18 protein-coding genes, 4 tRNA genes and 2 rRNA genes are annotated in these 22,990 nt (G+C 50.9%); 11 read left to right on the top strand and 13 right to left on the bottom strand.

Going from position 1 to position 22,990, the window contains the following annotated elements:
* Window positions 1–6 precede the first annotated feature (6 nt).
* The 4 genes from pheT to K3T82_RS09010 form a co-directional block, all read right to left on the bottom strand.
* Window positions 7–2,541, bottom strand: coding sequence for a phenylalanine--tRNA ligase subunit beta (gene pheT / locus K3T82_RS09025; protein WP_220193143.1), 2,535 nt, complete (start codon window positions 2,539–2,541; stop codon window positions 7–9).
* Between the two features lie 108 nt (window positions 2,542–2,649).
* Window positions 2,650–3,696, bottom strand: a complete 1,047-nt coding sequence (pheS, locus tag K3T82_RS09020) for a phenylalanine--tRNA ligase subunit alpha (protein ID WP_268886623.1) — start codon at window positions 3,694–3,696, stop codon at window positions 2,650–2,652.
* Window positions 3,680–3,847, bottom strand: a complete 168-nt coding sequence (locus K3T82_RS09015; RefSeq protein ID WP_220193142.1) for a hypothetical protein — start codon at window positions 3,845–3,847, stop codon at window positions 3,680–3,682. The genes pheS and K3T82_RS09015 overlap by 17 nt, the downstream gene beginning before the upstream one ends.
* Before the next feature lie 244 nt (window positions 3,848–4,091).
* Window positions 4,092–5,123, bottom strand: a complete 1,032-nt coding sequence (locus K3T82_RS09010; protein ID WP_220193141.1) for an ATP-binding cassette domain-containing protein — start codon at window positions 5,121–5,123, stop codon at window positions 4,092–4,094.
* Between the two features lie 418 nt (window positions 5,124–5,541).
* Between K3T82_RS09010 and K3T82_RS09005 the strand changes: the two genes are divergently transcribed.
* The 3 genes from K3T82_RS09005 to K3T82_RS08995 all read left to right on the top strand — a co-directional run bounded on the left by K3T82_RS09005 (window position 5,542) and on the right by K3T82_RS08995 (window position 7,784).
* Complete coding sequence (locus K3T82_RS09005; RefSeq protein WP_220193140.1) at window positions 5,542–6,420, top strand: ABC transporter ATP-binding protein; 879 nt, start codon at window positions 5,542–5,544, stop codon at window positions 6,418–6,420.
* 22 nt (window positions 6,421–6,442) lie between these two features.
* The gene (locus K3T82_RS09000; RefSeq protein ID WP_220193139.1) at window positions 6,443–7,567 is read left to right on the top strand and encodes an ABC transporter permease; all 1,125 of its coding nucleotides are present in this window, start codon (window positions 6,443–6,445) and stop codon (window positions 7,565–7,567) included.
* A 143-nt stretch (window positions 7,568–7,710) separates the two neighbouring features.
* Window positions 7,711–7,784: transfer RNA gene (locus K3T82_RS08995), tRNA-Pro, on the top strand.
* 149 nt (window positions 7,785–7,933) lie between these two features.
* Here the strand turns inward: K3T82_RS08995 and K3T82_RS08990 are convergent.
* Window positions 7,934–8,377 (bottom strand): hypothetical protein, encoded by a 444-nt coding sequence (locus K3T82_RS08990; RefSeq protein WP_220193138.1) that lies wholly within the window; start codon window positions 8,375–8,377, stop codon window positions 7,934–7,936.
* 300 nt (window positions 8,378–8,677) lie between these two features.
* Between K3T82_RS08990 and K3T82_RS08985 the strand changes: the two genes are divergently transcribed.
* Entirely contained in the window at window positions 8,678–9,145 is a 468-nt protein-coding gene (locus K3T82_RS08985) for a type II toxin-antitoxin system death-on-curing family toxin (RefSeq protein ID WP_220195084.1), read from the top strand.
* A gap of 170 nt (window positions 9,146–9,315) precedes the next feature.
* Here K3T82_RS08985 and K3T82_RS49830 read toward each other — a convergent pair whose 3' ends face one another.
* From K3T82_RS49830 to K3T82_RS08955, 6 genes are all read right to left on the bottom strand, one after another.
* Window positions 9,316–9,492, bottom strand: a complete 177-nt coding sequence (locus tag K3T82_RS49830) for a DUF4241 domain-containing protein (protein ID WP_220193137.1) — start codon at window positions 9,490–9,492, stop codon at window positions 9,316–9,318.
* Window positions 9,493–9,751: 259 nt separating this feature from the next.
* On the bottom strand, window positions 9,752–10,636 hold the full coding sequence (locus tag K3T82_RS08975) for an oxidoreductase (RefSeq protein WP_220193136.1): 885 nt from the start codon (window positions 10,634–10,636) through the stop codon (window positions 9,752–9,754).
* Window positions 10,637–10,851: 215 nt separating this feature from the next.
* Window positions 10,852–11,916 (bottom strand): class I SAM-dependent methyltransferase, encoded by a 1,065-nt coding sequence (locus K3T82_RS08970; RefSeq protein WP_220193135.1) that lies wholly within the window; start codon window positions 11,914–11,916, stop codon window positions 10,852–10,854.
* 75 nt (window positions 11,917–11,991) lie between these two features.
* Window positions 11,992–12,876: a UbiA family prenyltransferase gene (locus K3T82_RS08965; RefSeq protein WP_220193134.1), complete on the bottom strand. Its 885-nt coding sequence runs from the start codon at window positions 12,874–12,876 to the stop codon at window positions 11,992–11,994.
* A 142-nt stretch (window positions 12,877–13,018) separates the two neighbouring features.
* Entirely contained in the window at window positions 13,019–13,597 is a 579-nt protein-coding gene (locus K3T82_RS08960; protein ID WP_220193133.1) for an anti-sigma factor family protein, read from the bottom strand.
* Window positions 13,598–13,599: 2 nt separating this feature from the next.
* Window positions 13,600–14,238 carry an RNA polymerase sigma factor gene (locus K3T82_RS08955; protein WP_220193132.1) on the bottom strand — a complete coding sequence of 213 codons (639 nt, stop codon included), beginning with the start codon at window positions 14,236–14,238 and terminating at the stop codon, window positions 13,600–13,602.
* Between the two features lie 133 nt (window positions 14,239–14,371).
* On the opposite strand from K3T82_RS08955, the gene K3T82_RS08950 reads away from it, so the two are divergent.
* From K3T82_RS08950 to K3T82_RS08925, 6 genes are all read left to right on the top strand, one after another.
* The gene (locus K3T82_RS08950) at window positions 14,372–14,815 is read left to right on the top strand and encodes a DUF6249 domain-containing protein (protein ID WP_220193131.1); all 444 of its coding nucleotides are present in this window, start codon (window positions 14,372–14,374) and stop codon (window positions 14,813–14,815) included.
* 305 nt (window positions 14,816–15,120) lie between these two features.
* A 16S ribosomal RNA gene (locus tag K3T82_RS08945) occupies window positions 15,121–16,596 on the top strand.
* A gap of 159 nt (window positions 16,597–16,755) precedes the next feature.
* Window positions 16,756–16,829 (top strand) — tRNA-Ile (locus K3T82_RS08940).
* Between the two features lie 23 nt (window positions 16,830–16,852).
* Window positions 16,853–16,925 (top strand) — tRNA-Ala (locus tag K3T82_RS08935).
* A gap of 25 nt (window positions 16,926–16,950) precedes the next feature.
* Window positions 16,951–17,067: ribosomal RNA gene (gene rrf, locus K3T82_RS08930) — 5S ribosomal RNA — on the top strand.
* A gap of 38 nt (window positions 17,068–17,105) precedes the next feature.
* Window positions 17,106–17,179 (top strand) — tRNA-Ile (locus tag K3T82_RS08925).
* Window positions 17,180–17,292: 113 nt separating this feature from the next.
* Here K3T82_RS08925 and K3T82_RS08920 read toward each other — a convergent pair.
* A complete protein-coding gene (locus tag K3T82_RS08920; RefSeq protein WP_220193130.1) occupies window positions 17,293–18,078 on the bottom strand; it encodes a type III pantothenate kinase in 786 nt (261 codons plus the stop codon).
* A gap of 24 nt (window positions 18,079–18,102) precedes the next feature.
* On the bottom strand, window positions 18,103–18,816 hold the full coding sequence (locus K3T82_RS08915) for a hypothetical protein (RefSeq protein ID WP_220193129.1): 714 nt from the start codon (window positions 18,814–18,816) through the stop codon (window positions 18,103–18,105).
* 450 nt (window positions 18,817–19,266) lie between these two features.
* On the opposite strand from K3T82_RS08915, the gene K3T82_RS08910 reads away from it, so the two are divergent.
* Window positions 19,267–22,959, top strand: coding sequence for an ATP-dependent helicase (locus K3T82_RS08910; protein ID WP_220193128.1), 3,693 nt, complete (start codon window positions 19,267–19,269; stop codon window positions 22,957–22,959).
* Window positions 22,960–22,990: the final 31 nt, after the last annotated feature.

Here is a 22,990-nt window from a genome sequence, read left to right as displayed (position 1 = left end):
ACGAACTTAGCGTAGGACGGCGCCAAACTCCTCATGGAGGCCGCGAATAATAGTCTCCTGTGCTGCGTTTGCCTCAGTATCCTTGAGTGTCCGTTCTTGCGATTGATAGATCAGGCTATACGTCAGATTCTTCTTCCCATTGGGAATTGGATCTCCTGTGTAGAGATCGAAGAGGGTGACCTCGCGTAGCAGGTCGCCACCCAGGCGTTGAATGGCTTCCTGCATTTCCTGGCTCGATACCCGCTCGTCTACAATCAGCGCCAGATCACGCGTCAACTCCTGGTGGCGCGAGATTGGCTGATAGCGCTGTTCTGTGGAGACTGCCGCATATAGCTGCTCCAGATCGATCTCAGCGAGATATGCACGCTGAGGGAGATCGTAGCGCTGCTGTACCTCTGGATGAGCCTCACCCAGTACGCCTACGGGGCTGAAGACTTTCGATCCATCAGCGGCGCGGCGTGGAAGCTCTAGCAGCGCGCAGCGACCAGGATGGAAGGTGGGATGCTGCGTTGGCGTGAAGCGATAGCGCGTGATATGTAGTCCAGCTAACAGCGTCTCTATGCTTCCCTTCAGATCATAGAAATCAGCCGGGCGAGCTAGCTCGGGTATCCAGGTGATTTCGGCTGGCCCGCATAGCGCGATACCAACCGTTCGACGCTCATCAGGCTGCTGATTGATATGTTCTGCTGGTAGGTAGCGGCGTCCGATTTCGAAGAAGCGTAGTCCTGCTTTGTTGCGCTTGCTATTTTCCTGTACGGTTTCCAGCAGGCTACTCATCAGGGTCAAGCGTAGGCTCTCCATATCGGCGCTCAGCGAGTTCGCCAGCACCACGGCAGGTAGCGAGTGTGGATCAAAAGTCGCTACGGCGCTAGTACCGTTGCTTGTTGCTGGTGCGTTCACTATTCCATTGTTGCGCGGCGATTGGAGCAGATAGCGAGCTGATTGCTCGTCCGCGTTAGCGAGTAGCTTTACCATGCGCGTGCGGCTGGTCAGAGAATATGTCACAATTTCATTTAGGCTGGCTCCAACCAGCAGCGAGCGAATCTGTTGCTCACGCGCGAACCAATTATCCTCCAGTGGCTCTGACTCTGGGAGTGGCCCTATCGGTATGGTGCTGGGAATCTTCTCGTAACCGATCAGGCGAATAACCTCTTCAACGAGATCCGCGCCTTCTTCAACATCGTTGCGATGCGTGGGAACCGTCACCAGCATTCCATCGCCCTGCTCGTCGATCTGTACCTGAAAGTCGAGCGCACTCAACGCCGTCTCGACTTCGGAGGGGGTCACCTTCATCGAGGTGAGCCACTCGACCTCGGAGGTTGAGAAGCGGATTGAGCGTGGCTGAACGGGGTGTGGATAGCAATCTACAATCCCTGGGTGGACTGTGCCGCCCGCCAGTTCAACCAGTAATTGACAGGTGCGATCAGCTCCCAGCGCCGCCAAATCGGGATCTACCCCTTTCTCGAAGCGACTGGAGGCATCGGTGCGTAAATTTAGCTTTGTCGAGGTGCGCCGGACGCTGGAACTTTGGAAGTTTGCAGTCTCTAGCAGCAACCGAGTGGTCGTATCATCGACCTCGCTCTTCGCGCCACCCATAACGCCAGCTATGGCTGTTGGTCCTTGTGGATCGGTTATGAGTAGCATCTCAGGTGTCAGTTTGCGCTCTACATCGTCGAGTGTCTTCAGCCGCTCGCCTTCATGGGCATGACGTACTATAATATGATGCTCTGGCACCCGATCATAATCGAAGCCATGTAGAGGTTGACCTAACTCTAGCATGACGTAGTTTGTGATATCAACGACGTTATTGATGGGGCGCATGCCTGCCGCCAGCAGTCGTCGTCCCATCCAGCTTGGTGAGGGTGCGACAGTGATGCCGCTGATAACGCGTGCTGTATAGCGTGGGCAGAGCGTATTATCCTCAACAGTGACACGAACTAGCTCAGAGGCAGGTGTGCCCTGCTCCGGGAACGTGGGTTTTGGCATGCGCAATGGCTGCCTGGTCAGGGCCGCGACCTCACGCGCGATGCCAACTATCGAAGAGAGATCTCCCCGATGGGCTTTGATTGAGAACTCCAGTACAATCTCGCCAAGCAGGTCAGAAAGCTTCTGCCCCAGCACGGTGTCTTCGTCAAGAATATAGATGCCGCTATGGTCGTTGCCGAGACCAAGTTCGCGAGGTGAGCAGAGCATGCCTTGTGAGACATAGCCCATCTTGCGTGTCTCACGAATCTCAAGGTCACCCACTATCGCTCCCGCCAGAGCCAGCGGCACTTTGTCTCCTTGCTTAATATTGGGCGCTCCACAGATGACATTAAGCTCCTGAGTGCCTGTGGTCACGCGTGTATAGTTCAGGTGATCGGATGTCTCCACTTTTTCCAGATGGATGATCTGGGCGGTAACGATCTTATCACCCCATTCTTTGCCTATATAATCAATGGTCTCAACCTCAAGACCAGCCATCGTCAGGGTATGGGCTAGCTCTTCAGGCGACATCGTGATATCCACGTAGTCTTTGAGCCAACTTAAAGGTACTCGCATCGTCGATTGAACTCCTTTATCTGAAAGCCTGCGTAAATTGGCTTACTCCTTATCCGAAAACCTGAGCGCGAAGCGCCCTCGAATGAGGGGTGGTTTTCGGATAAGACCTTAGAACTGGCGCAGGAAGCGCAAATCATTGCCAGAGAAGAGGCGAATATCGCTCACTCCATATTTCAACATTGCGATGCGCTCTACACCCATGCCGAAGGCGAAACCTCGGTACTTTGCGGGATCATAGCCAACCTCGCGCAGTACCTTGGGATGGACCATACCCGACCCCAGAACTTCCAGCCAGCCTGTGTACTTGCAGACGCGACAGCCAGTACCGTTACAACTCGCACAGCTAATGTCTACCTCTGCGCTCGGCTCCGTGAATGGGAAGTAGCTCCCACGGAAGCGCAGACGGCGCTCAGGGCCGAACATCTCATGGGCGAAACGTTCCAGGACTCCTTTGAGATCGGCCATTGTGCAGTATTCATCAATCAATAGGCCTTCGATCTGATGGAAGACGGCCTCATGTGAGGCGTCGAGTGCTTCGTTGCGGTACACCTTGCCTGGTACCACAACTCGTATAGGTGGACGCTGGCGCTTCATCGAACGGATCTGCATTGGCGAGGTCTGTGTGCGCAGCAGGATTTCACCGGGGGCGACCCAGAAGGTGTCCTGCATATCGCGTGCCGGATGGTCAGTTGGTACGTTGAGTGCCTGGAAGTTATAGTAATCGGTTTCGACCTCTGGTCCCTGTACTATCTGGAAGCCCATGCGCACGAAGATATCAGTGCTTTCCTGAATGACGCGCGAAAGGGGATGCATATGCCCGGCTGGCAACGTGCGTCCCGGTAGCGTCACGTCAAGGCGCTCCTGCTCTAGTCTCTGGAGCATCTCACGCTGTTTGAGCGCCTCACGCCTATCCTTCAGTGCCTGCTCTAACGCAGCCTTTACCGTATTGATCTTCTGTCCGATGACCGGGCGCTCTTCCTTGGTAAGCTTGGGCATCACGGCTGAAATGTTTTTCAGCTCGCCTCGATTACGTCCCAGGTAGCGGGTATCCCACTCATCAAGCTGGGCGGAGGTCGTAATTCCCTCTAGCTCGGCGATGGCCCGCTCGCGCAACTCGATCAGTTGCGCGAGTATGTCTTCAAGTTGTCCAATCATTGACCGTCTCCTCCGGTAATCCAAAAAACAAAAAACCGACAATCGTCAACAGGGACGAAGTTGTCGGCAAGAAATTGCATGTTTGCGCCGCGATGGCAAGCTCCGTGGTACCACCCATTTTGAACCAGCGACACGTGAATGTATGTGTCACATGATTCCTCTCGGTTATGTCCGATAACGGGGACTACCGGGGCTATCTACGCGCTCTTACGTGTGGAGTTTCAATAGCCAGCTCTGGGGTGAACTTCGGCACGCGTTCCTGCGAAGGGGCTTGCAGTCGGTGACCCCCTCTCCCTGAAGCATTCTTTGCGCGCTTACTCTCCCCATCATCGCCTCATATCAGTTTCTAACAGAGAAGTGTAGCAGATGTGTGCTCAAAAGTCTACCCTCCGCCCTCAATAGCTCAGCAATTCCTGTAGCTCTTTTTCACTCTGCTTACTTAATGGAATCATCGTCTCCTGAGCGTCATTCAATAGGAGGGTATAACTATTGCGTGTATATTGGATGACGGCCTTGATATGTTGCAGGTTGACCAGGTAAGCGCGATGAGCCTTGAAGAATCCACGCCCTAGTAGGCGCTGCTCCAATTCTTGTAATGTCAGATTAGTTGTGGCCTCGTCGCTGGCGGTACGCAGGTAGATCTTGCCATCGCGACTGGTGGCATAGAGGATCTCGCCTGGATCAAAAAGCATGATCCTATCTTCCTTGCGCGCTGGCACTTTATAAGGCACATGGCGCTCAGGTGTTGCTGGTGGTTCTCCTGCTTTAGTTTGAGAGGTGTTGAGTGCTTCATTGCGCCGCTTCTCGACGATTTGCCCCCCAGCAAGTTCGACAATATGCGTACAGAACTTGCCTGCCCATGAAAGATCCTCGCACGTCAGGATGACACTTGCTCCCTGTTGTGCTGCTTGAGAGAGTGCTTGCGAGAATAGATCATGTGTTTGTCTGTCAATGCGTAGTGTTGGATGATCCAGGAGTAGCAGCTTCGGCTGCCCCATAAGTAGGCGCGCGAAGGCCACACGCCTTTTGGTTGGGGGGGAGACTTTAGCTACTGATTTGCGTGCCTGATCGCTTAGTTCGACCTCTGCCAGCGCGTTATCAATACTCTCTCTGGGAAGACGATGCAGTCCGCAATACAGCTTCAGGTTGTCGCGAATCGACAGTCGTTCATATAGTAAATCCTCTTCAAAGAGAACTGCGATATTGCGCTGTGTGCCTCTATCTCGGTAGATATCCTTTCCCTCGATCTCAACGCGGCCTCCGCTTGGCGGTAGTACTCCAGCGAGTGTCCGTAGGAGGAGCGTCTTTCCACTCCCAATGGGGCCAACAATAGCATGGATCTCGCCTGCCTCTATGCATAGTTCGTCAATATGCAGGATGGTGCGGCTATCTAGCATCTTATTCAAGCGATGTACATGTAGTCGCATGGCGACCCCTTTACCTGCCGTGCCTAATCGGCAACTCACTCATCGGATACTGTATCCCAAAATCTTTATGGCACTGGTTTAGTATGATCCATCTCTTTATGGTCGTGCTCATTGTAACATAGCCAACTGGAAGGTGGACATGTCTGTTCGCGCGAGTATACACTCTATTTAAATGTGGATTGTGATACTGGCTGGCTGTGTTGTCCTCTCCATTCAACTTTTTCCCTGCTCCATTCGTGGTTTTTTGTGCTCATTCAGGGGTCTGAATGCTCCTGTTAGACCCTATTCTGCTCCACTGGAAGAAAATATGTAGCGCCGCCAATCTTCGCGGATTATAGTGTTCACAGATCAGATGTATGAGGTAACCAGGTTGCCCGCGAGTAAAAATAGAGATTAGGCATTGTGAAGGAGTAAGAGTATGGAGACAGCGGATATCATGATCGAAGCCTGTGAGCTTCAACGCATGTTCGGTAAAAAGATAGCTGTCAATGGTGTGAGCTTTAGCGCGCGCCGGGGTGAGATCTTTGGTTTGCTGGGACCAAATGGGGCGGGTAAGACCACGACTATTCGTATGCTCACCGGGCAAATTATACCTAGTGGAGGGAAAGCCCGCGTTGCGGGTTTCGACATTGTGCAACAGCAGCGTGAGCTTAAGCGCGTCATTGGAGTTGTTTTTGAGGATCAGAATTTGTATGAGCGCCTCTCCGCGCGTCTCAATCTGGAGTTCTCCTGTAACTTGTACGGTGTACCGAAGACTCGCGTCGACGAAGTGCTCGATATGGTGAAGCTGCGAGATCGGGCCAAAGATCCCATTCGAACCTTCTCTAATGGAATGAAGCAGCGTATCATGATTGCGCGCGCCTTACTACATCAGCCTCAGGTTCTCTTCCTGGATGAGCCGAGCCGGGGCCTGGACCCCATCTCAGCTCGCGAGGTGCGTCAGACCGTCAAAGAACTCTGTCAGCAGGGGATGACTATTCTCTTGACTACTCACCTCATGGAGGAAGCTGACCAGCTTTGTCAGCGGGTTGCCTTTATTAATAATGGCCAGATTGTCGCCAATGATACACCACGCCATCTCAAGCTCGCTCATGGAGAACATACCATGATTGTCACACTTGAGTGCGAAGCAAATGGTGAGACGGCCCTGCAAGATCGTGTGTTGAGCCTGGATAGCGCTACCGATCAGGTACAGTTAGAGACCTGGATGCGCGAAGGCGTCGTGCGTGCTGTGCATTCCAATGAAGCCTCGCTGGAAGAAGTGTTCATCAAAGTTGCTGGCGTACGCCCGGCGTAAGCATTGAGGGAAGGAAGAAATCATGAACCTGCGCTCTATACTGGCAATAGCGCGAAAGGACGCGCTCGATATCATTCTTAATAAAACGACGTTATTCGCGTTGCTTTCACCTATCTTTATAGCGCTGCTCTATGCCCTCTTTTCTAATGTGTTTGGTGAGCATAGTACAAAGATGTTGATCTACAATCCCGGCAATTCCAGGGTTGAGCAGGCCGTCACCAGCTATTTTAGCAAGGTTGACATTACCCGCGCGGCCTCAGCTGAAGATGTTACCAACGCTTTTGGTACTGATGGAAGTCACAAAGATTCGTCCTATGCTTTAGGGCTTATCGTACCAGCCAGCTTTGAAAGCCAGATCGCGCAAGGGCAGAAGCCTAAGCTGGGCCTCTATCTAAATGGTGACCAGGGAGTTGTGTCCTATGACCGTACTGCTCTAACGAGCATCATAACTAGCTATGTTACAGCTGTGAAAGATCCTCAGCCGCTCAATCTCACCCTGGCGACGATTAATCCGCCTCAGGCTAAGGAGAGTGTGCAAAGTGTCCTGGAGCCAATGTTTGCCGTTATGGGCCTGCTTCTCTCCTTTATGACAGGCATTTCTCTAGTACCAACGCTTATGGTTGAGGAGAAGGAGAAGAAGACCCTACGTATGCTCATGGTCTCACCTGCATCATTTAGCGATATAGTAGCCGCGAAGCTGCTTGTAGGGTTGGGTTACCAACTGCTGCTTTCTTTTGTTGTAGCTTTGACCCTGAAGGGCTTTACTGGAGATATACCACTTACTATTGTCTTCATTCTCCTTGGCTCATGCCTGGCGCTGACTATAGGGTTGATCGCAGGTAGCATCTTCCAGTCAGGAAATGGTGTTGGCGCGTTTTCAGGTGTTGTCTCAATGCTCTTTCTGTTTCCCGGCTTTTTTTCGGGCAACTTCTTTGGGAATATGCTTCATGGCTCTCTCATCTTGCAGGTTGTTAAGATTCTCCCCACCTACTACCTGGGCGAAGGGCTCTTCCAGAGCACAACAGACCAGGGTTGGAGTCCGACAGTCCTACTTGATATTGGTGTCATAGTCGGTGCCACACTAGTTCTATTCATTGTCTCAGCCTGGCTTCTGCATCGCCAAGCCAGCGTTGCCGCTGCCATCTAATATCATATCCGATATTGGTTTCGCTATCCTAGATCTATACAACAGATGTGAGGGGGACTCCTATCACATCTGTTGTTATTTATCCCAAAAAGGGGTTGACGAATTGGAAATCCTTCTGTTATAATTATGGCGTTCCACGATAGCGGGGTGTGGCGCAGCCCGGTAGCGCACTTCAATGGGGTTGAAGTGGTCGGAGGTTCAAATCCTCTCACCCCGACTAAGAAAAAGACGAGAAGCATTTTATAAAACGGCTTCTCGTCTTTTGTTATGTCTACTTCTAAAAAGCTCTTGTTTCAGCGGGCCCTACTTGAGAGCAAAATGTGAGTGAGCCAGACCTCTCATTTTGCCAGCATGTTTATCTAACTGCTAATCCGCCCACATCCATTTAAATGTGGTTGTATAGGCTAATCTCACATTTAAGTGATATTTTGTACCAGGCAAGACATCAGTTGCGAGCAGATACCAGTGATTGGTTTGAGACAATGTTTTCCAGGAATTACATGTCCCAGTTCGATCAAAGCAGACTTGAAATTCCATTGGATGTGTGAGCACTAAAAATTTTATATTGATGTCTTGACAATACCCAGTTGTAACGAAGTCGTAATTTGGGTCGCTGGGAAATCTGGAGGTATCCATCGCAGGCCATGTGGCGGTATCGCTTGTAACGGCTTGTCCATAACAAGTGACTGCTGCTGATGTACTTTTTGTTTGTGCCGCATGAGCTGAAGGAGCCATTGAGGTAAAGGCGCTGACGAATAGGGCTGCAACAAGAAGGACTCCACACAGTAATACCTTTAAAGCTTTTCGCATTGTCTCTTTTCTCCTTATAAGTGATGGAACTAAATCTTTTAATCAACAGTGTACAGAAGAAAAATAATAGGCACCAGGACAATAATCGGCCACTTCTCGGTCATTTTGCTTTAGATATTTTATTTGCCGCATAAATTTTTTATACGGTTTTTGTATGAAAATGAATGGCAGAAGATTTGTAGCGTGTTAATGGTAATAGTTCTTTCGCCCATCATCCAGGGAGGAATGGCATATGGCAGAGGAGAGAGAAATATATTATTTAGAGTGTGACCTGCTTTTTGAGATAAACGAAATTATAGAATAAATGCTATTATTAGAGATATTAATTTACTTGATAGTGCAATAAAAGCACCCCGACAATCTGCGTACTATGAGAGTTTGGATATTGTAGCGCAAGCCGCCATCCTCATAGAGCGAATTGTATTTAATCATCCGTTTGTTGATGGTAACAAACGCACTGCACTGATTGCTGGGTCAGTATTTCTCCTTGTGAACAATCTAAAAATTGTTCCTACTAGTGATGAAGAGGAGTTGATCTATGCCAAGGAAATTGAGCGGCTTATCCTAAGTAAGGATAGAGAGCATTTTTTACAATGGCTAAGGGCACATATTCACAAACTTATAGTTAAGGAGGTGAATGTTATGAAGGAGGAGACAAAAGCCAAAAAGAACAGCCAGAAACCAACCCCCGCGATGCCTGTTCAAAAAGCTATTGAAATTTCCATGAAGCAGTTCGAGAAAGAGCTTGAGTATCTCAAAGATCGCTAGTGTTTGACTTCTATGCTATGGCGTTTGCTTGTGTCTTTAATCATTTTTGCATTGTATTTTCTATGCTGCCATAATGATGATTTTCTTGTCTAACATAACAATAACCTCTTCCATTGTGCGTAAAGCGAGGTGAGAGGTTTTTGGGATTTTTCTTTGTCCAGAGGGCAATATTATTCTTCATCATTTAGTACGTCAAAGTTGGTCAGGAGACAAATAGGCTGTTCCTGCTCGTCATAGCCAAAGTAAGAGCCATAGCATCCATCTCCCCAACCTGAGTAAAAAGCGATGATGTTGGCTCCAGTTTGCTCGTCCAGGTTTGCGTTTACCCACTTTGCCGTGTTTCCCATTGGTTTGCGATGAGGTCTGTCTGATTCTGGATGATAAGTGGTTTGCTAGATTCTTTCATATCAATGACAAATGTGTAGCGTTTCGAAAAAACGAGGTCATGGGCTTAAATGCTTTTATCTCACGGCTAAAGCAAAGGCGAGGAGCCATTGTATAAAACGGCTTCTCGCCTTTGTTATCTATATAGCATTTTGTGTGTTGGCGATCTATATTTTGCGGATGTCGCAAACACCATACTATTGCTACATGGCATTAGCACTTTTACTTTGTACTCGATTGTGGTACTCCTATTCCGTGGGTCAGCGATTCTCCCTTAACGTCGTCGTAGTCTGTTGAGGTAATGATGCTCTCCCAACGTTCTGTCTCAGCGAGTTTTGCCTGATCTACCAGGCGTGCAATCTTAAAGGCATCGCTTCCCAGAGGCAAGCGGAGTGGTGGGTTCTCTTCATTCACAATGGTAATGAGAGCCTGGGCGGCTTTGTTTGGGTTACCAGGTTCTTTGCCAACGACTTCTTGTCTGTAGGTCATTATTGGATCCATGATACTCTTGTAATCCTCACTTGTTTCGATGAAGGTCATGGAAGTACCACCCCAATCTGTACGGAAACTGCCGGGCTCGACCATGGTGACCTTAATTCCGAGGTGCTTGACCTCGCGCGAGAGGACTTCGGAGAAACCTTCAACCGCCCATTTCGCTGTCTGGTAGGGACCCAGGCCCGTTGCTGTTGTACGACCTCCTATTGAGGAAACCTGGAGAAAATGGCCAGAGCGCTGCTGACGCAGGATGGGGAGCGCGGCTCGCGTCACATTGATAACGCCCCACAAATTGGCTTCAAGTTGGGCACGCCACTCCTCTTCAGAGGCATCCTCGATTGTTGTTATATTAGCATATCCTGCATTATTGACTACAACGTCGAGTCTCCCAAAGGCTTTGATGGCTGTTGCGACAGCCTCGCGAGCCTGCTCATGTTTGGTGACGTCGAGAGCGAAGATTTGTATCTGCTCACCATATTTCTCTACCAGGTCGTTGAGCTGTTCCGGTTTGCGTGCAGTGGCAAACAGACGATCTCCATGCGACAACACAGCCTCAGCGAGGCTACGACCCAGGCCGCGTGAACTTCCAGTAATCAACCATACTTTAGACATATATAGTTCCTTTCTTGAGAAGCAAATGGTAGGTGCCAGTTTGAATAGTAAGCATTTTAGAGCGAAGAACTGATGGTAACCAGGAGTGCAGTTATCATATGTGTGAAAGTAACAGGCTACATATGTTTCGTCGATCTTACCGCCATAACTAAAGCAAAGGCGAGGAGCCATTTATGAAACGGCCCCTCGCCTCATTCTGCCTTTTATTCCATTGGCTACTGCTTGATGGCGGTAATCAGTGATGCTCCTGGTGTGAGCAGACGATAGCTACGTACCTGATGCATTCCAACTTTCTCAAGCCAGTCTTTTACCGTTGTGAATGAGTAGCAGGTTCCACCACAGGTTGTCATTGTGAGCGCCATGAATTGTACTATGAGCGAGGCCAGGTGCGAACCATGAGTCTGGTCTGTTACCTGGTCCACAAAGATGAGCGTCCCGCCAGGCCGTAGAGTCCCCACAACTTTACGCAAAATTGTTTGATTAAGCTCAGGTTGAAGTAAGTGCGCGATATGGAAGTAGAGCGCGACATCAAAAGGTTCCGCAAAGAGATCTCTAAAATCATCCTGTACAATGTCGCCACTAACAAAGCTCATGCGTTCTTCCAGGTTCGTCACTTTGGCGGTTTGCCTACCCGCCTCAAGCCCAGCTTCAATATCTAAAATGGTCGCGTTCAAATAGGGATATTTATGGCAGAAGAGCGCGCTGTACGCAGCATGGGAGCCTCCTACGTCTAGCAAACGGGTTGACCCGTGAGGTAGTCGCACGTGGCGAATAACTTCGCTCCCCAGCGCCGTTGCTAGTGAGGCCAAACCTGCGTAGTGCCGAGCCAGCATAGCTTGCTGTTCTGGCGAACTAGCGTCTTCTTCGTATGGCATACGCATAGCCTGGCTATTGGTGCGAATAACCTCGTCAATGTGGTTCCAGATGGCTACAATATCTGGGCTGTGGATGATATAGGGGGCGATGCTGAGCGAAGAAGCACTAGTTAGCCAGCGTTGACTCATACGTGTGTTGGCGTACCGCCCTTTACGTCTGCGGAGATAGCCTGCTGAGACCAGGAGATTGAGCAGCAATTGGAGCCCATCTGGATGGCATTCCAGGCGTTCCGCAAGAGCTTGAGTACTTAGTTGCTGTTTGCTTAGACTCTCGAAGAGGCCAATTTCACAGGCTGTAACCAGCATTTTGGCGATACCTGGAGCTAGTGGTGTGTCGAAAAGTGGTACTGGTAGAAGATGGAGGCGACCGAGTAGTGCCTCCAGCGGTGTTAGACGCAGTGGCATAATGTAGTTAACTCCTCATCATACAGCATAAATTGATGATAGTAATGGCTCTGCACCTTCATAATTTCAGATTGGTTAGGTCAAAAGTGCGGCGGCAATCCAGCCACCACCCAGGATCAGGCAGGTAAGTACTAGCAGATAGAAGTATCCCTTGCGTGTGGTCTGGGGTTTATTCGGACCAGAATAGAGGCTGAATGCGAGTAACAATATGCCGCTGAGCAGTAGCGCTATGAGGAGAAGTGTGCTTTGGGCTGGTACAAGATGTGCATACCAGGTGAGTGTGATTAAAAATCCCCCAGCGACTATCAGCAGTGGACAGGTCAGAAATGTCCCTCGTAACCCCAGGAAAACAGCCAGGGTACGTGCCTGGTTTGCCGCGTCTCCCTCGAGGTCAGGGAGGGAATTCGCAAGGTTCAGTGCCACTCCTAACAAAGCCGCGATTGGTACCAGCCAGTACAGAAATGGCATGAAGTGGTTAAATGCTACGAAAGCATACACCGGAATGAGGGGAATCGCGAGCGCGAAGACGATACCGCTGAATGGTGTCGACTTTAAGCCCAGGTTATAAGCCATACCAAAGGCCAGGTAGAGCAGCGAGATAAGCAATGCCGGAATGTTCAAGAGCAGGAGAAGCACTAGCATCAAGATCAGGAAGGCTGATCCAAAAATTAGCGCCTCGCGTGGGCGAACGCGCCCATTGACCAGTGGCTTCTGCATCTTCTGCGCCGCGATATCCAGATGGCGATCACAGTAATCATTAAAGACAGCTATCGCACATTGCATTGCGGTATGTGCCAGGACTATCAGTGCCAGGACAAACCAGTTCAGGTGCGGCCACCCGGCAAGGAGGGCAAAGATCGTGACCGCGATAGCATGAAAGAGGACAGGAAGTGGATGACAGAGCCGTAATAGACCCCGCGCAATATTGATGGGAGAGCGTTTTTGCGTGATCTCTATCATGAAAGCGCAACATCCTTTCTTTTCTTGAAAAACGTTCGTCAAAGCCACTATTAGAGTATATGTTATCAAGAGGTGGCAGAGGTAGAAACGTGAAAGAGGATTAGAAGGATGATGCGAGTATGATAGTTCTGTTCAGAATTGTCTACCAGACCGGTAGACGATCCTGAACAGCCTTGAACCAGATAGTACGAACTTCGCTGCCAGCAACCATAAGTGTAATCCAGATGCCCAGGATAGTGCCCAGTACCCAGAACATGAGCATCAAGGTATTGCCATTCATGTTTAATAACATTTCCCAGGCATTGATGGCTGCTAGCGAGAGTGAATCGTGTCCGTTCGCGATAGGAAGCGAGGCGCGCAGAGTTGGTTGACCCAGGAAGAAGCATAGGGTCGCGAATGTTGCCAGGAAGAGAGCAACCAGAATCTCAGAGCGTGACGGACGCAGTGGTATAAATTGGGAATCCGCTTGTGCCTCCTGCCGGGCTATCTCTGCCTGACGTACGGAGACTGCGACCCGTCGCATGATATTCTGTGTCAGATTCTCAGGCTCTATGATCTGGTTTGTGGTGGTAAATGACTGTTCAATCATTTCCAGATAGCGTAAATGGTGGCGGCATGAGGAGCACTCGGAGAGATGAGCTTCGAGCGGTCGCAGACTTTTAAGCGGTAGCCGCTTATCCATATACAATTGTATATAAGTAGCAGCTTTAGAGCAGTGCATATTTAACCTCTTGTTCTCCAATCTTGCTCGATAGCCTGAATTCGCTCTTTTAGCAGGTTTCGGGCGCGAAAGAGATGGGTCTTAATTGTGCCAATGGGCATGGTAAGAATTTCCGCCATCTCTTCATATGTCATATCCTGTAGGTGACGCAACACAAGCACAATGCGATACTTTGCTGGCAGCGTAGAAAGATGCTCATGTACAAGACTCTGGCGATCAGCAGCCTCGATCTGAGTCATTGCCGCGTTTTCCTCGCCAGCTAGATCAAGCAAATGCTCTTCCTGTATTGCAGCCTGTAACGCTTTGTCCCGCTTGCGCATTTCAAGCTGTTTTAAGCAGCAGTTATAGGCGATACGATAGAGCCAGGTGGAGAAACGCGCATCGCCACGAAAGGAGGAGAGGCCCTGCCAGGCCGCAAGAAAAGTTTCCTGTGTGATCTCATTCGCTTCTTCGTATGATTGCAGCATTCGATAGACGAGGTTAAATACTCGTCGTTGGTGTCTCTGAACCAGGGAGGCGAATGCGTCCTGGTTGCCTGCCTGGCTTGCTGCGACAAGTTCCATGTCGTCCTGCTCTACCTGATCAGCGTGTGGCGAGGCGACGTTCGGAATTGGCAAGCCTATACTTTGTGACGATTGCAAGATATGTTCACCCATAACGTTTATATTAGAGAACAGAAGTGCTATGAAAGTTTCAGCAAAACGAAACTTCTTACTTAACTTTTGTATCATATCATAGCGAGTCGAAGTAGTTGAGGAAATCTGAGGAGCAAGCATGTCGGCGAATGTTATTATAGTACTATGTGGTTGGTTGATCGCCCTTGCCATATTCTTTGGTTTCATTGTGTTGGTTCGCTATTTGCAGCACAAGGAACGTATGGCAATGATCGCGCGCGGGTTTAATCCTGATAGCATACCGAAACGTCGTCGGAGCCGTGGCATATTGCGAGCGGGCCTTATAACCGCTATGGTCGGGTTCACCCTGACCGCTGGTCTTTACCCACTAGGTTTCCTTCTGCCACAGCTTTCCAGCGCCCCTTTTCATTTGGGACCGTGGCTTTTGCCTGGTTTGATTCCTTGCGGTGTTGGCCTCGCTTTGATCGGGAGCTATTATTTAGAGCAGAGTGCTAGCCAGGGGGGCGATGAGAGCTCATCGCGGGAGAAGCAAAATGTTATCCATTTAAAAGATCATCTTGAGCGTGAGAACCGTGAGAGCTAATAAACTAATGTCAGCGCTCATCATGCTTCATATGAGCAGGTGATTTCTGCGAAATTGGGGATTTTTGTCGAGACTTTTTAAAATGGGTCATAAACCTATTGACAAGTTGGTGGAGCAGTGATATTATTCCACTTGCGCCGGACGGGAGACTGAAAAGCGCGTCAGATGCGAAAGCATCGAGTGTACCTTGAACAATTGAAGAGTGGTAAGGAAAACAAACAAGTACAGTAACCTGTCAGTTGGGGATAAGCTTGTCCATTGGTCAAAGCATATAAGTCTCTTGTGAGGGACTTTTTATAAAACTTTGAATGGCGAGTTTGATCCTGGCTCAGGATAAACGCTGGCGGCGTGCCTAACACATGCAAGTCGAACGCCCTTGGTAACAAGGGAGTGGCGGACGGGTGAGGAACACGTGGGTACCTACCCCCAGGTGAGGAATACCGGCGAGAAATCGCCGACAATACCGCATAGCCTTCGCAAGAAGGAAAGTCCTTCGGGACGCCTGAGGATGGGCCTGCGCCTGATTAGCTGGTTGGTGAGGTAAAAGCTCACCAAGGCGACGATCAGTAGCTGGTCTGAGAGGATGGTCAGCCACACTGGGATTGAGAACGGCCCAGACTCCTACGGGGGGCAGCAGTGAGGAATTTTCGTCAATGGGGGCAACCCTGAACGAGCAACGCCGCGTGCAGGAAGACGCTTTTCGGAGTGTAAACTGCTTTTCTGAGGGACGAGAACGGACGGTACCTCAGGAAGAAGCCCCGGCTAACTACGTGCCAGCAGCCGCGGTAATACGTAGGGGGCGAGCGTTGTCCGGAGTTACTGGGCGTAAAGGGCACGCAGGCGGTCCTGTAAGTCTGTTCTGACAGCTCCTGGCTCAACCGGGAGAGGCGAACGGAAACTGTAGGACTTGAGGACTTCAGAGGGACACGGAATTCCGGGTGGAGTGGTGAAATGCGTAGAGATCCGGAGGAACACCAAAGGCGAAGGCAGTGTCCTGGGAAGTACCTGACGCTCAGGTGCGAAAGCCAGGGGAGCGAACGGGATTAGATACCCCGGTAGTCCTGGCCGTAAACGATGACCACTAGATGTGGGGGGTATCGACCCCCTCCGTGTCGAAGTAAACACAATAAGTGGTCCGCCTGGGGAGTACGGTCGCAAGATTAAAACTCAAAGGAATTGACGGGGACCCGCACAAGCAGCGGAGCGTGTGGTTTAATTCGATGCAACGCGAAGAACCTTACCAGGTCTTGACATGTGGACGAAGCAGTGGTAATGCACTGTGCTCTTCGGAGCGTTCACACAGGTGCTGCATGGCTGTCGTCAGCTCGTGTCGTGAGATGTTGGGTTAAGTCCCGCAACGAGCGCAACCCCTACTGCCTGTTATAGGTTTCAGGTGGGACTGCCCGAAAGGGAGGAAGGCGGGGATGACGTCAAGTCAGCACGGCCCTTACGACCTGGGCGACACACACGCTACAATGGCCGGAGACAAAGGGAAGCGAACCCGCGAGGGGGAGCCAAGCTCAGAAAGCCGGTCTCAGTTCAGATTGCAGGCTGAAACTCGCCTGCATGAAGGAGGAGTTGCTAGTAACCGTAGGTCAGCACACTACGGTGAATACGTTCCCGGGTCTTGTACACACCGCCCGTCACACCACGAAAGTCGGCAACACCTGAAGCCGCCAGGCTAACCCTTTGGGAGGCAGGCGTCGAGGGTGGGGTCGGTGATTGGGGTGAAGTCGTAACAAGGTAGCTGTACCGGAAGGTGCGGCTGGATCACCTCCTTTCTAGGGAGAGTTGTTTCTCGCCACAGCGCGAGGAACCATCCCAGGTCGATCCCCTCTAAAAAGGGGAACCTGAAGATAACTTATCTCTATTGGTTGGCGTGCTTGTTCCGTAAGCCTTACCACTCTTGAGTTGTTGAAGCAACTCGTTGCTTTCGGTTCGGGCTTTTAGCTCAGGTGGTTAGAGCGCAGTCCTGATAAGACTGAGGTCCCTGGTTCGAGTCCAGGAAGGCCCACTTAACCTTTATAACACTCATTTGGGGATGTAGCTTAGCTGGTAGAGCGCTGCCTTTGCACGGCAGAGGTCAGGGGTTCGAGTCCCCTCATCTCCACTGCCTCATTTGTACATGCGGGCGGAATGGTGGTTATAGCGAAAGGGAAACACCCGTTCCCATCTCGAACACGGTAGTTAAGCCTTTCAGCCCTGACGATACTTTGGGGGCAGCCCCACGGGAAAATAAGACATCGCCTTTCCACCCGCCTGTATAGGTGGGTTTGTCAATCTTCGGTTCGGGCTTTTAGCTCAGGTGGTTAGAGCGCAGTCCTGATAAGACTGAGGTCCCTGGTTCGAGTCCAGGAAGGCCCATTTCTGAACAAACACCCCTCTGGTTGTAACCAAAGGGGTGTTTGTTATTTCCAATACGAGAGGGCGTCCGGTTTGTGAACTGGATGCCCTCTCGTATTAAACTCATCTATTGATCAGATACGGCGCAGGTAATTATAGGCCAGACGCAATCCCTCCAGGGGCAGATATTGGTTGACATATTGGATCTCAGGGATGAGAGGGGCCATCAATTGAGCTAGTCCTCCATGTGCGACAATCTTGACCTCACCGGCATCTGTTACATCGGGAATCTCGGCACAGAGGCGTTTAATTAACCCCTGTACCAATCCTACATGCCCATAGATGATGCCGGACTGCATGTTGGCAATGGTATTTTTTCCCAGGGCGCTGCGTGGCGGGGTCAGGTCCACGCGAAAGAGGCGGGATGCCGCGCTACTTAATGCTTCCGCTGAAATCATCAACCCAGGCGCGATAGCTCCCCCCAGAAAGTCACCCTGTTTCGAAATAACATCAAAGGTGGTCGCTGTGCTGAAGGCTATGACAAGCGCGGGGCCTTTATAGAGTTGATGGGCTGCTAATGTTGTCATGATACGATCTGAACCAACCTCCCAGGGATTGTCGATAAGGTAGGAGATGCCCAGATCAACCTGGTGAGAGATGACAAGCGCTTCTTTGTGGCAGTAACGTAACGCCAGATCTTGAAAGACTGGCGTTAACGGAGGAACGACACTAGAGAGGATAATGTCATGAATATCATCGAAGGTGTGCCCTGCGTGTCGCAACAAATCGCTGAGTACCATCGCGTATTCATCGGTTGTGCGCTGTCGAGCGGTGGAAACGACCCAGTGCTGCTTCATCACGTCGTTGTGATAGAGGCCGAATTTGATGTTGGTATTGCTGATATCCATTGCCAGTAACATGTCAAAGTAACTTTCTACGTGCTTTTATTCACCCTCAGCGAGAGAAGAAATTCCTGCTTTGGTCTTTCCCTGACGTTGTTGCGCAGCGTATTCTTTGAGGACCTCTCCAATCTCACTGGGGTTACCATACGCTTCGTCGCGTAGGACGGTGACTTGCTTGCCTGTCTCTGAGTTGAGGAAGGCGAGTGAGGTTGGGGTGCGGGAGCGTTTGCTGAGCCATTGGCGACCACTGCTGGTAGCGCCACGCCCGATGAAGAAGCTAGCAATGTTCTCCCCCATACTGGGAACGCTATGTACACTGACTCGTTCGCTTTCGCTGATAGTGCGAGAGGCACTGCGTACGCCGCGAGATGTGACATATTCAATGTTCTCCATCGGTACCTGGATGATGGCGCTGCCTTCCTGCTTCACAAAACTTTCTGGAGTGAAGACAAGGATGTGCCTCTCACTTTCGCTCAGGCGTCTGATATCAGTGACAAGTGTCCAGAGGCTTCCCAGCCCAATAAAGAGGAATATGCCGAGCAGAACCAGGGTGAAAATGATTAAGACCGGACCGTGCTCAAAGTTATAGGGAACGACAATTGGAAAGATAAGTGTGAATAGCCCAAATCCCAGAATGACACCGAAAATCCACCCCAGGATTCCCCACTGGAGTTTCTTCCGCAGAATGGGATACACGGTCCAATTGCCAGGGATGTTTTCAGACCGGGCCTGTGCGAGGATTTCTTCTGCTTGCATTGGATGCTCCTTTGGTTTCGCTGCAAGGCTATTTCTTATGATTCGCCACATTATACCAGAACGTTAGCCAGGATGCACAAGACAGAGTGAGCTGTTGTTGCGCACTCTGTTGTATCTATGCCTCTCCGAAAACTGTGGTATAGGAAGCCACTAATAAGAATGCACATCAATGGAATACTCTATCATATACATACGTTAGGTGCGCGCGAAATTTTGCATCCTGTGAGCTCTTTCTTTGCATACTTCGGTAGCAGGTAGTGAAAAATTTTATATGGCTGCGAGTCTCAAGGATAAGCTGTGTAGCATCTCTATATGAGATAAATGCGAGGGGAAGGTATTGTCCAGTGGAATGAAGGGTGTGAATACGCTATAATGAAGCAGAAAAGCAGCATCAATGTATCATGGTGACTAATGGCAATGGCAATTAGAGGCTGAAGGTGAGAATGTGCAATGGAGAGTGTAATAGAGCATTCGTGGTATACATTTGCCGAGCAATCCGCACGGCTGGTACGCGACCAATTTCATAAAGATCATCCCTCCTGGCAGACTGATGAGGTTCCTCTAGATGAATTGGTAGACTGGCTTGGACTAGATGTGGAGACCTTTCACGCAGCGGATTATCCCGAAGGGACCTTTGGCTTTATGGATCCTGACGAGGATGAAAACCTTGTCTGGCTGTGTCGCAATATGCTTGAGACTCTCCGACGCTTTACTCTGGCCCATGAATTAGGTCATGCCGTGTTGCATTGTCATGGAAACGAGCGCATTCAACACCTTGTTGACCTTGTAGAGCGGAGCATACAAGATCAACAGAAGACCGACAAGATGCGTTCCTGGCAGCCAGTTTCTCTACCCCTGCCTCATCCCTCACGCGCTGATCCCTGCCAGGAGCAGGATGTGAATGTCGACCTGAGTAGCATTCTTGATCAGGAGCACTTTCAGGAAGCACTAGGTATAGGTATTTCCTATGATCCCCGTAGCCAACGTGAATTGGCAGCAAATGTCTTCGCTGCCGAACTTTTGATGCCGCGAGAGCGTGTGCGTGAGCTTTATTTGGCGCAACATGTCGCTCCTGCCTCACTGGCAGGCCTTTTTGGCGTCTCCCAGACCGCGATGCTGAATCGCCTCGCCGCCCTGATGCAAGAGGCATTGAATCCTATAACAAAGCAAGACCCCTCTCTCCCTAGTGAGCCAACACAGGAGACTCCCAGGCCGAAGAAGAGTTATGATCAGTACCAGCAGGCGGCTATTGAGGCCCCTTCTCCTGCGTTGATCGTTGCTGGACCTGGGAGTGGAAAGACTAGCACGTTGATTGGGCGCATTGAGCATATGGTCAACGTCCGCAATGTGCCTCCTCGACATATCCTGGCTCTAACCTTTTCGCGTAAGGCCGCGCAAGAGATGGAGGAGCGCTTGAGCCAGGTCTTGACGCGCCAATTGCCACGGGTGAGCACATTCCATGCCTTTTGTGCTGATCTCTTACGTCAACATGGTCATTTGGTAGGGCTGCGCGGGGACTTTACCCTCATTGATGAGGCAGAGGGCTATTTTCTCTTGCGTCAGATGGCAAACTCAATGCGTCTGAAGCATTATATCAAGCTCAGTGCGCCTACCTTCTATTTTCCAGATATGCTCAAAGCTATCTCGCGTGCCAAAGATGAATTGGTCACTCCGCAAGAATATGAGCGCCTCGCTCGTTCTATGCTAGATCAGGCTCAGGAACTGGGTGAAGGGAATGAAGAGGTTCTCGAAAGTGCTGAGAAGGCCCTGGAGGTTGCTCAGGTCTACGCGCTGTACGAAGATGCGCTGGCGCGGCGTGGTGATTGTGATTTCGGTGGACTTCTGATGCTGGCAGTACGCTTGCTGCGAGAGTATCCGGAAGTGCTAGAAGAGCAGCAGCAGCTATATCAGCATATTCTAGTAGATGAGTTTCAGGACATGAACCGTGCTAGTGGCGTGTTGCTACGTGTACTGGCGGGTGGGGCTGGCCGTGTCTGGGTCGTTGGCGACGCGAATCAGGCCATCTATGGGTTCCGTGGGGCGTCTCCGGCTAATATCAGCCAGTTTGAGCACGATTTCCCAGGTGCAGTGATTCTGCCGTTGAGTCGCAACTATCGTTCGCGCCCCGATCTCATCTCCCTGGCTGAAGCCTTTCGTTGCACTTATCTGGAGCCTGAACAAATACCGGGAAAGAATCAGCCTGTACGCAGTGCGCCACTGGAGGCATATGTCACGTTAGCTCGTGCGAAGGATGAGCCAGGAGAACTGGCAGGTATTATAGAAGATATTCAGCATAAGCGCCGTCAGGGCTATGATTTTAAAGACATGATGATTCTCTGTCGCACGCGCAGCCAGGCTCAGAAGATCACGCGAGCCCTCCTTGATGCGGGTCTGCCCACACATGAGCGCGCGGGCACATTGGAGCAAGAACATGTGAAGGATGCGCTTGGCATGCTCTTGCTCTTGAGCGAACCAGGCGGTAAGGGTCTGATGCGTGTGATGCGCCTTCCCGATTACCAGCTTAGTCAGGAAGACCTTGAGACCCTGTTGTTGAGTGCGCATGAACGCCAGATGCCTCTCCGCACGCTTCTCCTGAGCGGCGACATTCCCCTGACTGTGAGTGAGAAGGGGCGGCACTCACTACGACGCCTGGAGGGTAGCATGCGGGCGTTACAGCAGTGCAACGATACCTGGTCGCTGCTGGGTCAATATTTGCTCCAGGAGACCGGTCTGGTGCGCGATCTGCTAGCGCATCCTGAGGATGAGACTGGGCGCTCCCTCCTGCTTGACTATGACCGCCTGTTGCAACTGGCGCGTCATTATGATCAACAGTTAGAGGTACGATGGCGTGTCCTGGAGCAGGAGGCTCTAGAAGAGATGTCGATGGAGACTCGCCTCAAGGGCTTTTTGGAGTATTTGAGTCTACTCGTTGTGCTTCGTCAGGATGGAGCCACACGCGAGATCTCTGATGCCGAGGAGGAGGCGAACATCATCCAGGTTATGACCCTGCACGCCAGTAAGGGTCTGGAGTTCCCAGTAGTTTATATGCCAGGTCTGGTGCAGAATCGCTTCCCGCTCATGTATCGCTCAAGTGTGATTAATGCGCCAGATAGTATGCTTCCAGCGGAGTCCAGTGGGCGTGTCGCACATGACAGCGGTGAGTCTTGCCTATTCTACGTTGGCATTACACGCGCTCGCGATTACCTCATACTTAGCCATAGCGAGCGCTATGGCAAGCGCTCGTATAAGCGCTCACTTTTCCTCGATCCATTGGAAACGGGTATTCCTCAAGAGCGCTTGACGCAACTCGTATGGGAGGTGCAGGGGGACGCGGAAGAACGCCTACGTGAGGCGCTCACTCCCGATTCCATGCAGCCAGGAGAGCGTTTCCTAGCGCGTATGCGCCCCAATTCGCTGAGCTCAGGGGTGTTAGAAGCTTATGGTCGTTGTCCCCGTCAATATGCCTATAGTATGATTTATCATTTCGACGGCGAATCAGATGCCTATCGCCTCTTCTGGCAGGCAACCCAGAAAACGGTGGAGGCGCTACATACAAGACTTGCGAATGCTAGTGATGAGTCTGCCGAGCCACTAACGGATCAAGAATTGGCCGAGCTATATATGCGCCACTGGCGTGACCTGGGAGGGGAGGGGGTACCCTTCGCGCCCATGTATGAGGAACATGGTTTAGAAGTTGTAGAAGCTATGAGGCGTAAACTGGTAGCTCAGGATTCGACGAGATGGTCTATGCGCGAAAGCTTGCATGTTGATATCGCTGGTCGTCCTGTGCGTGTGACTGTGGATCGCATTGAAAGTTCTGCTCAGCCCGAGGAGGAGCGCCCATTGCGCTTCGTGCGCACGCGTTATGGGAAGACGAAGACCAGACCTCAGGCCGATACGCGTGAACTCTTCTATACTTTGGCTTCGCGCCAACTTCATCCTGGTCGCGAGGTGGAGCTACATAGTCACAACATGAGCACAGGTGAGACTGTACCAATCAAATTAACGGCAAAAAAAGAGCAGAGCCTCTATAGCGAATTGGAGCGCAGCATCGAAGGTCTTGAGCGTGATGCTTTTCCCGCACAACCGGCTGAGCCTATGCGCTGCCCATCCTGCCCCTTCTTCTTTATCTGCCCCGCCTGAGATTATATTGTCAATGGCATGTCGGAACGTT

This window comes from Ktedonospora formicarum (assembly GCF_016587355.1).
GTDB lineage: Bacteria > Chloroflexota > Ktedonobacteria > Ktedonobacterales > Ktedonobacteraceae > Ktedonobacter > Ktedonobacter formicarum.
Note: the sequence above shows the minus strand (reverse complement) of the source record. Positions and strands in the feature narration are given on the sequence as shown.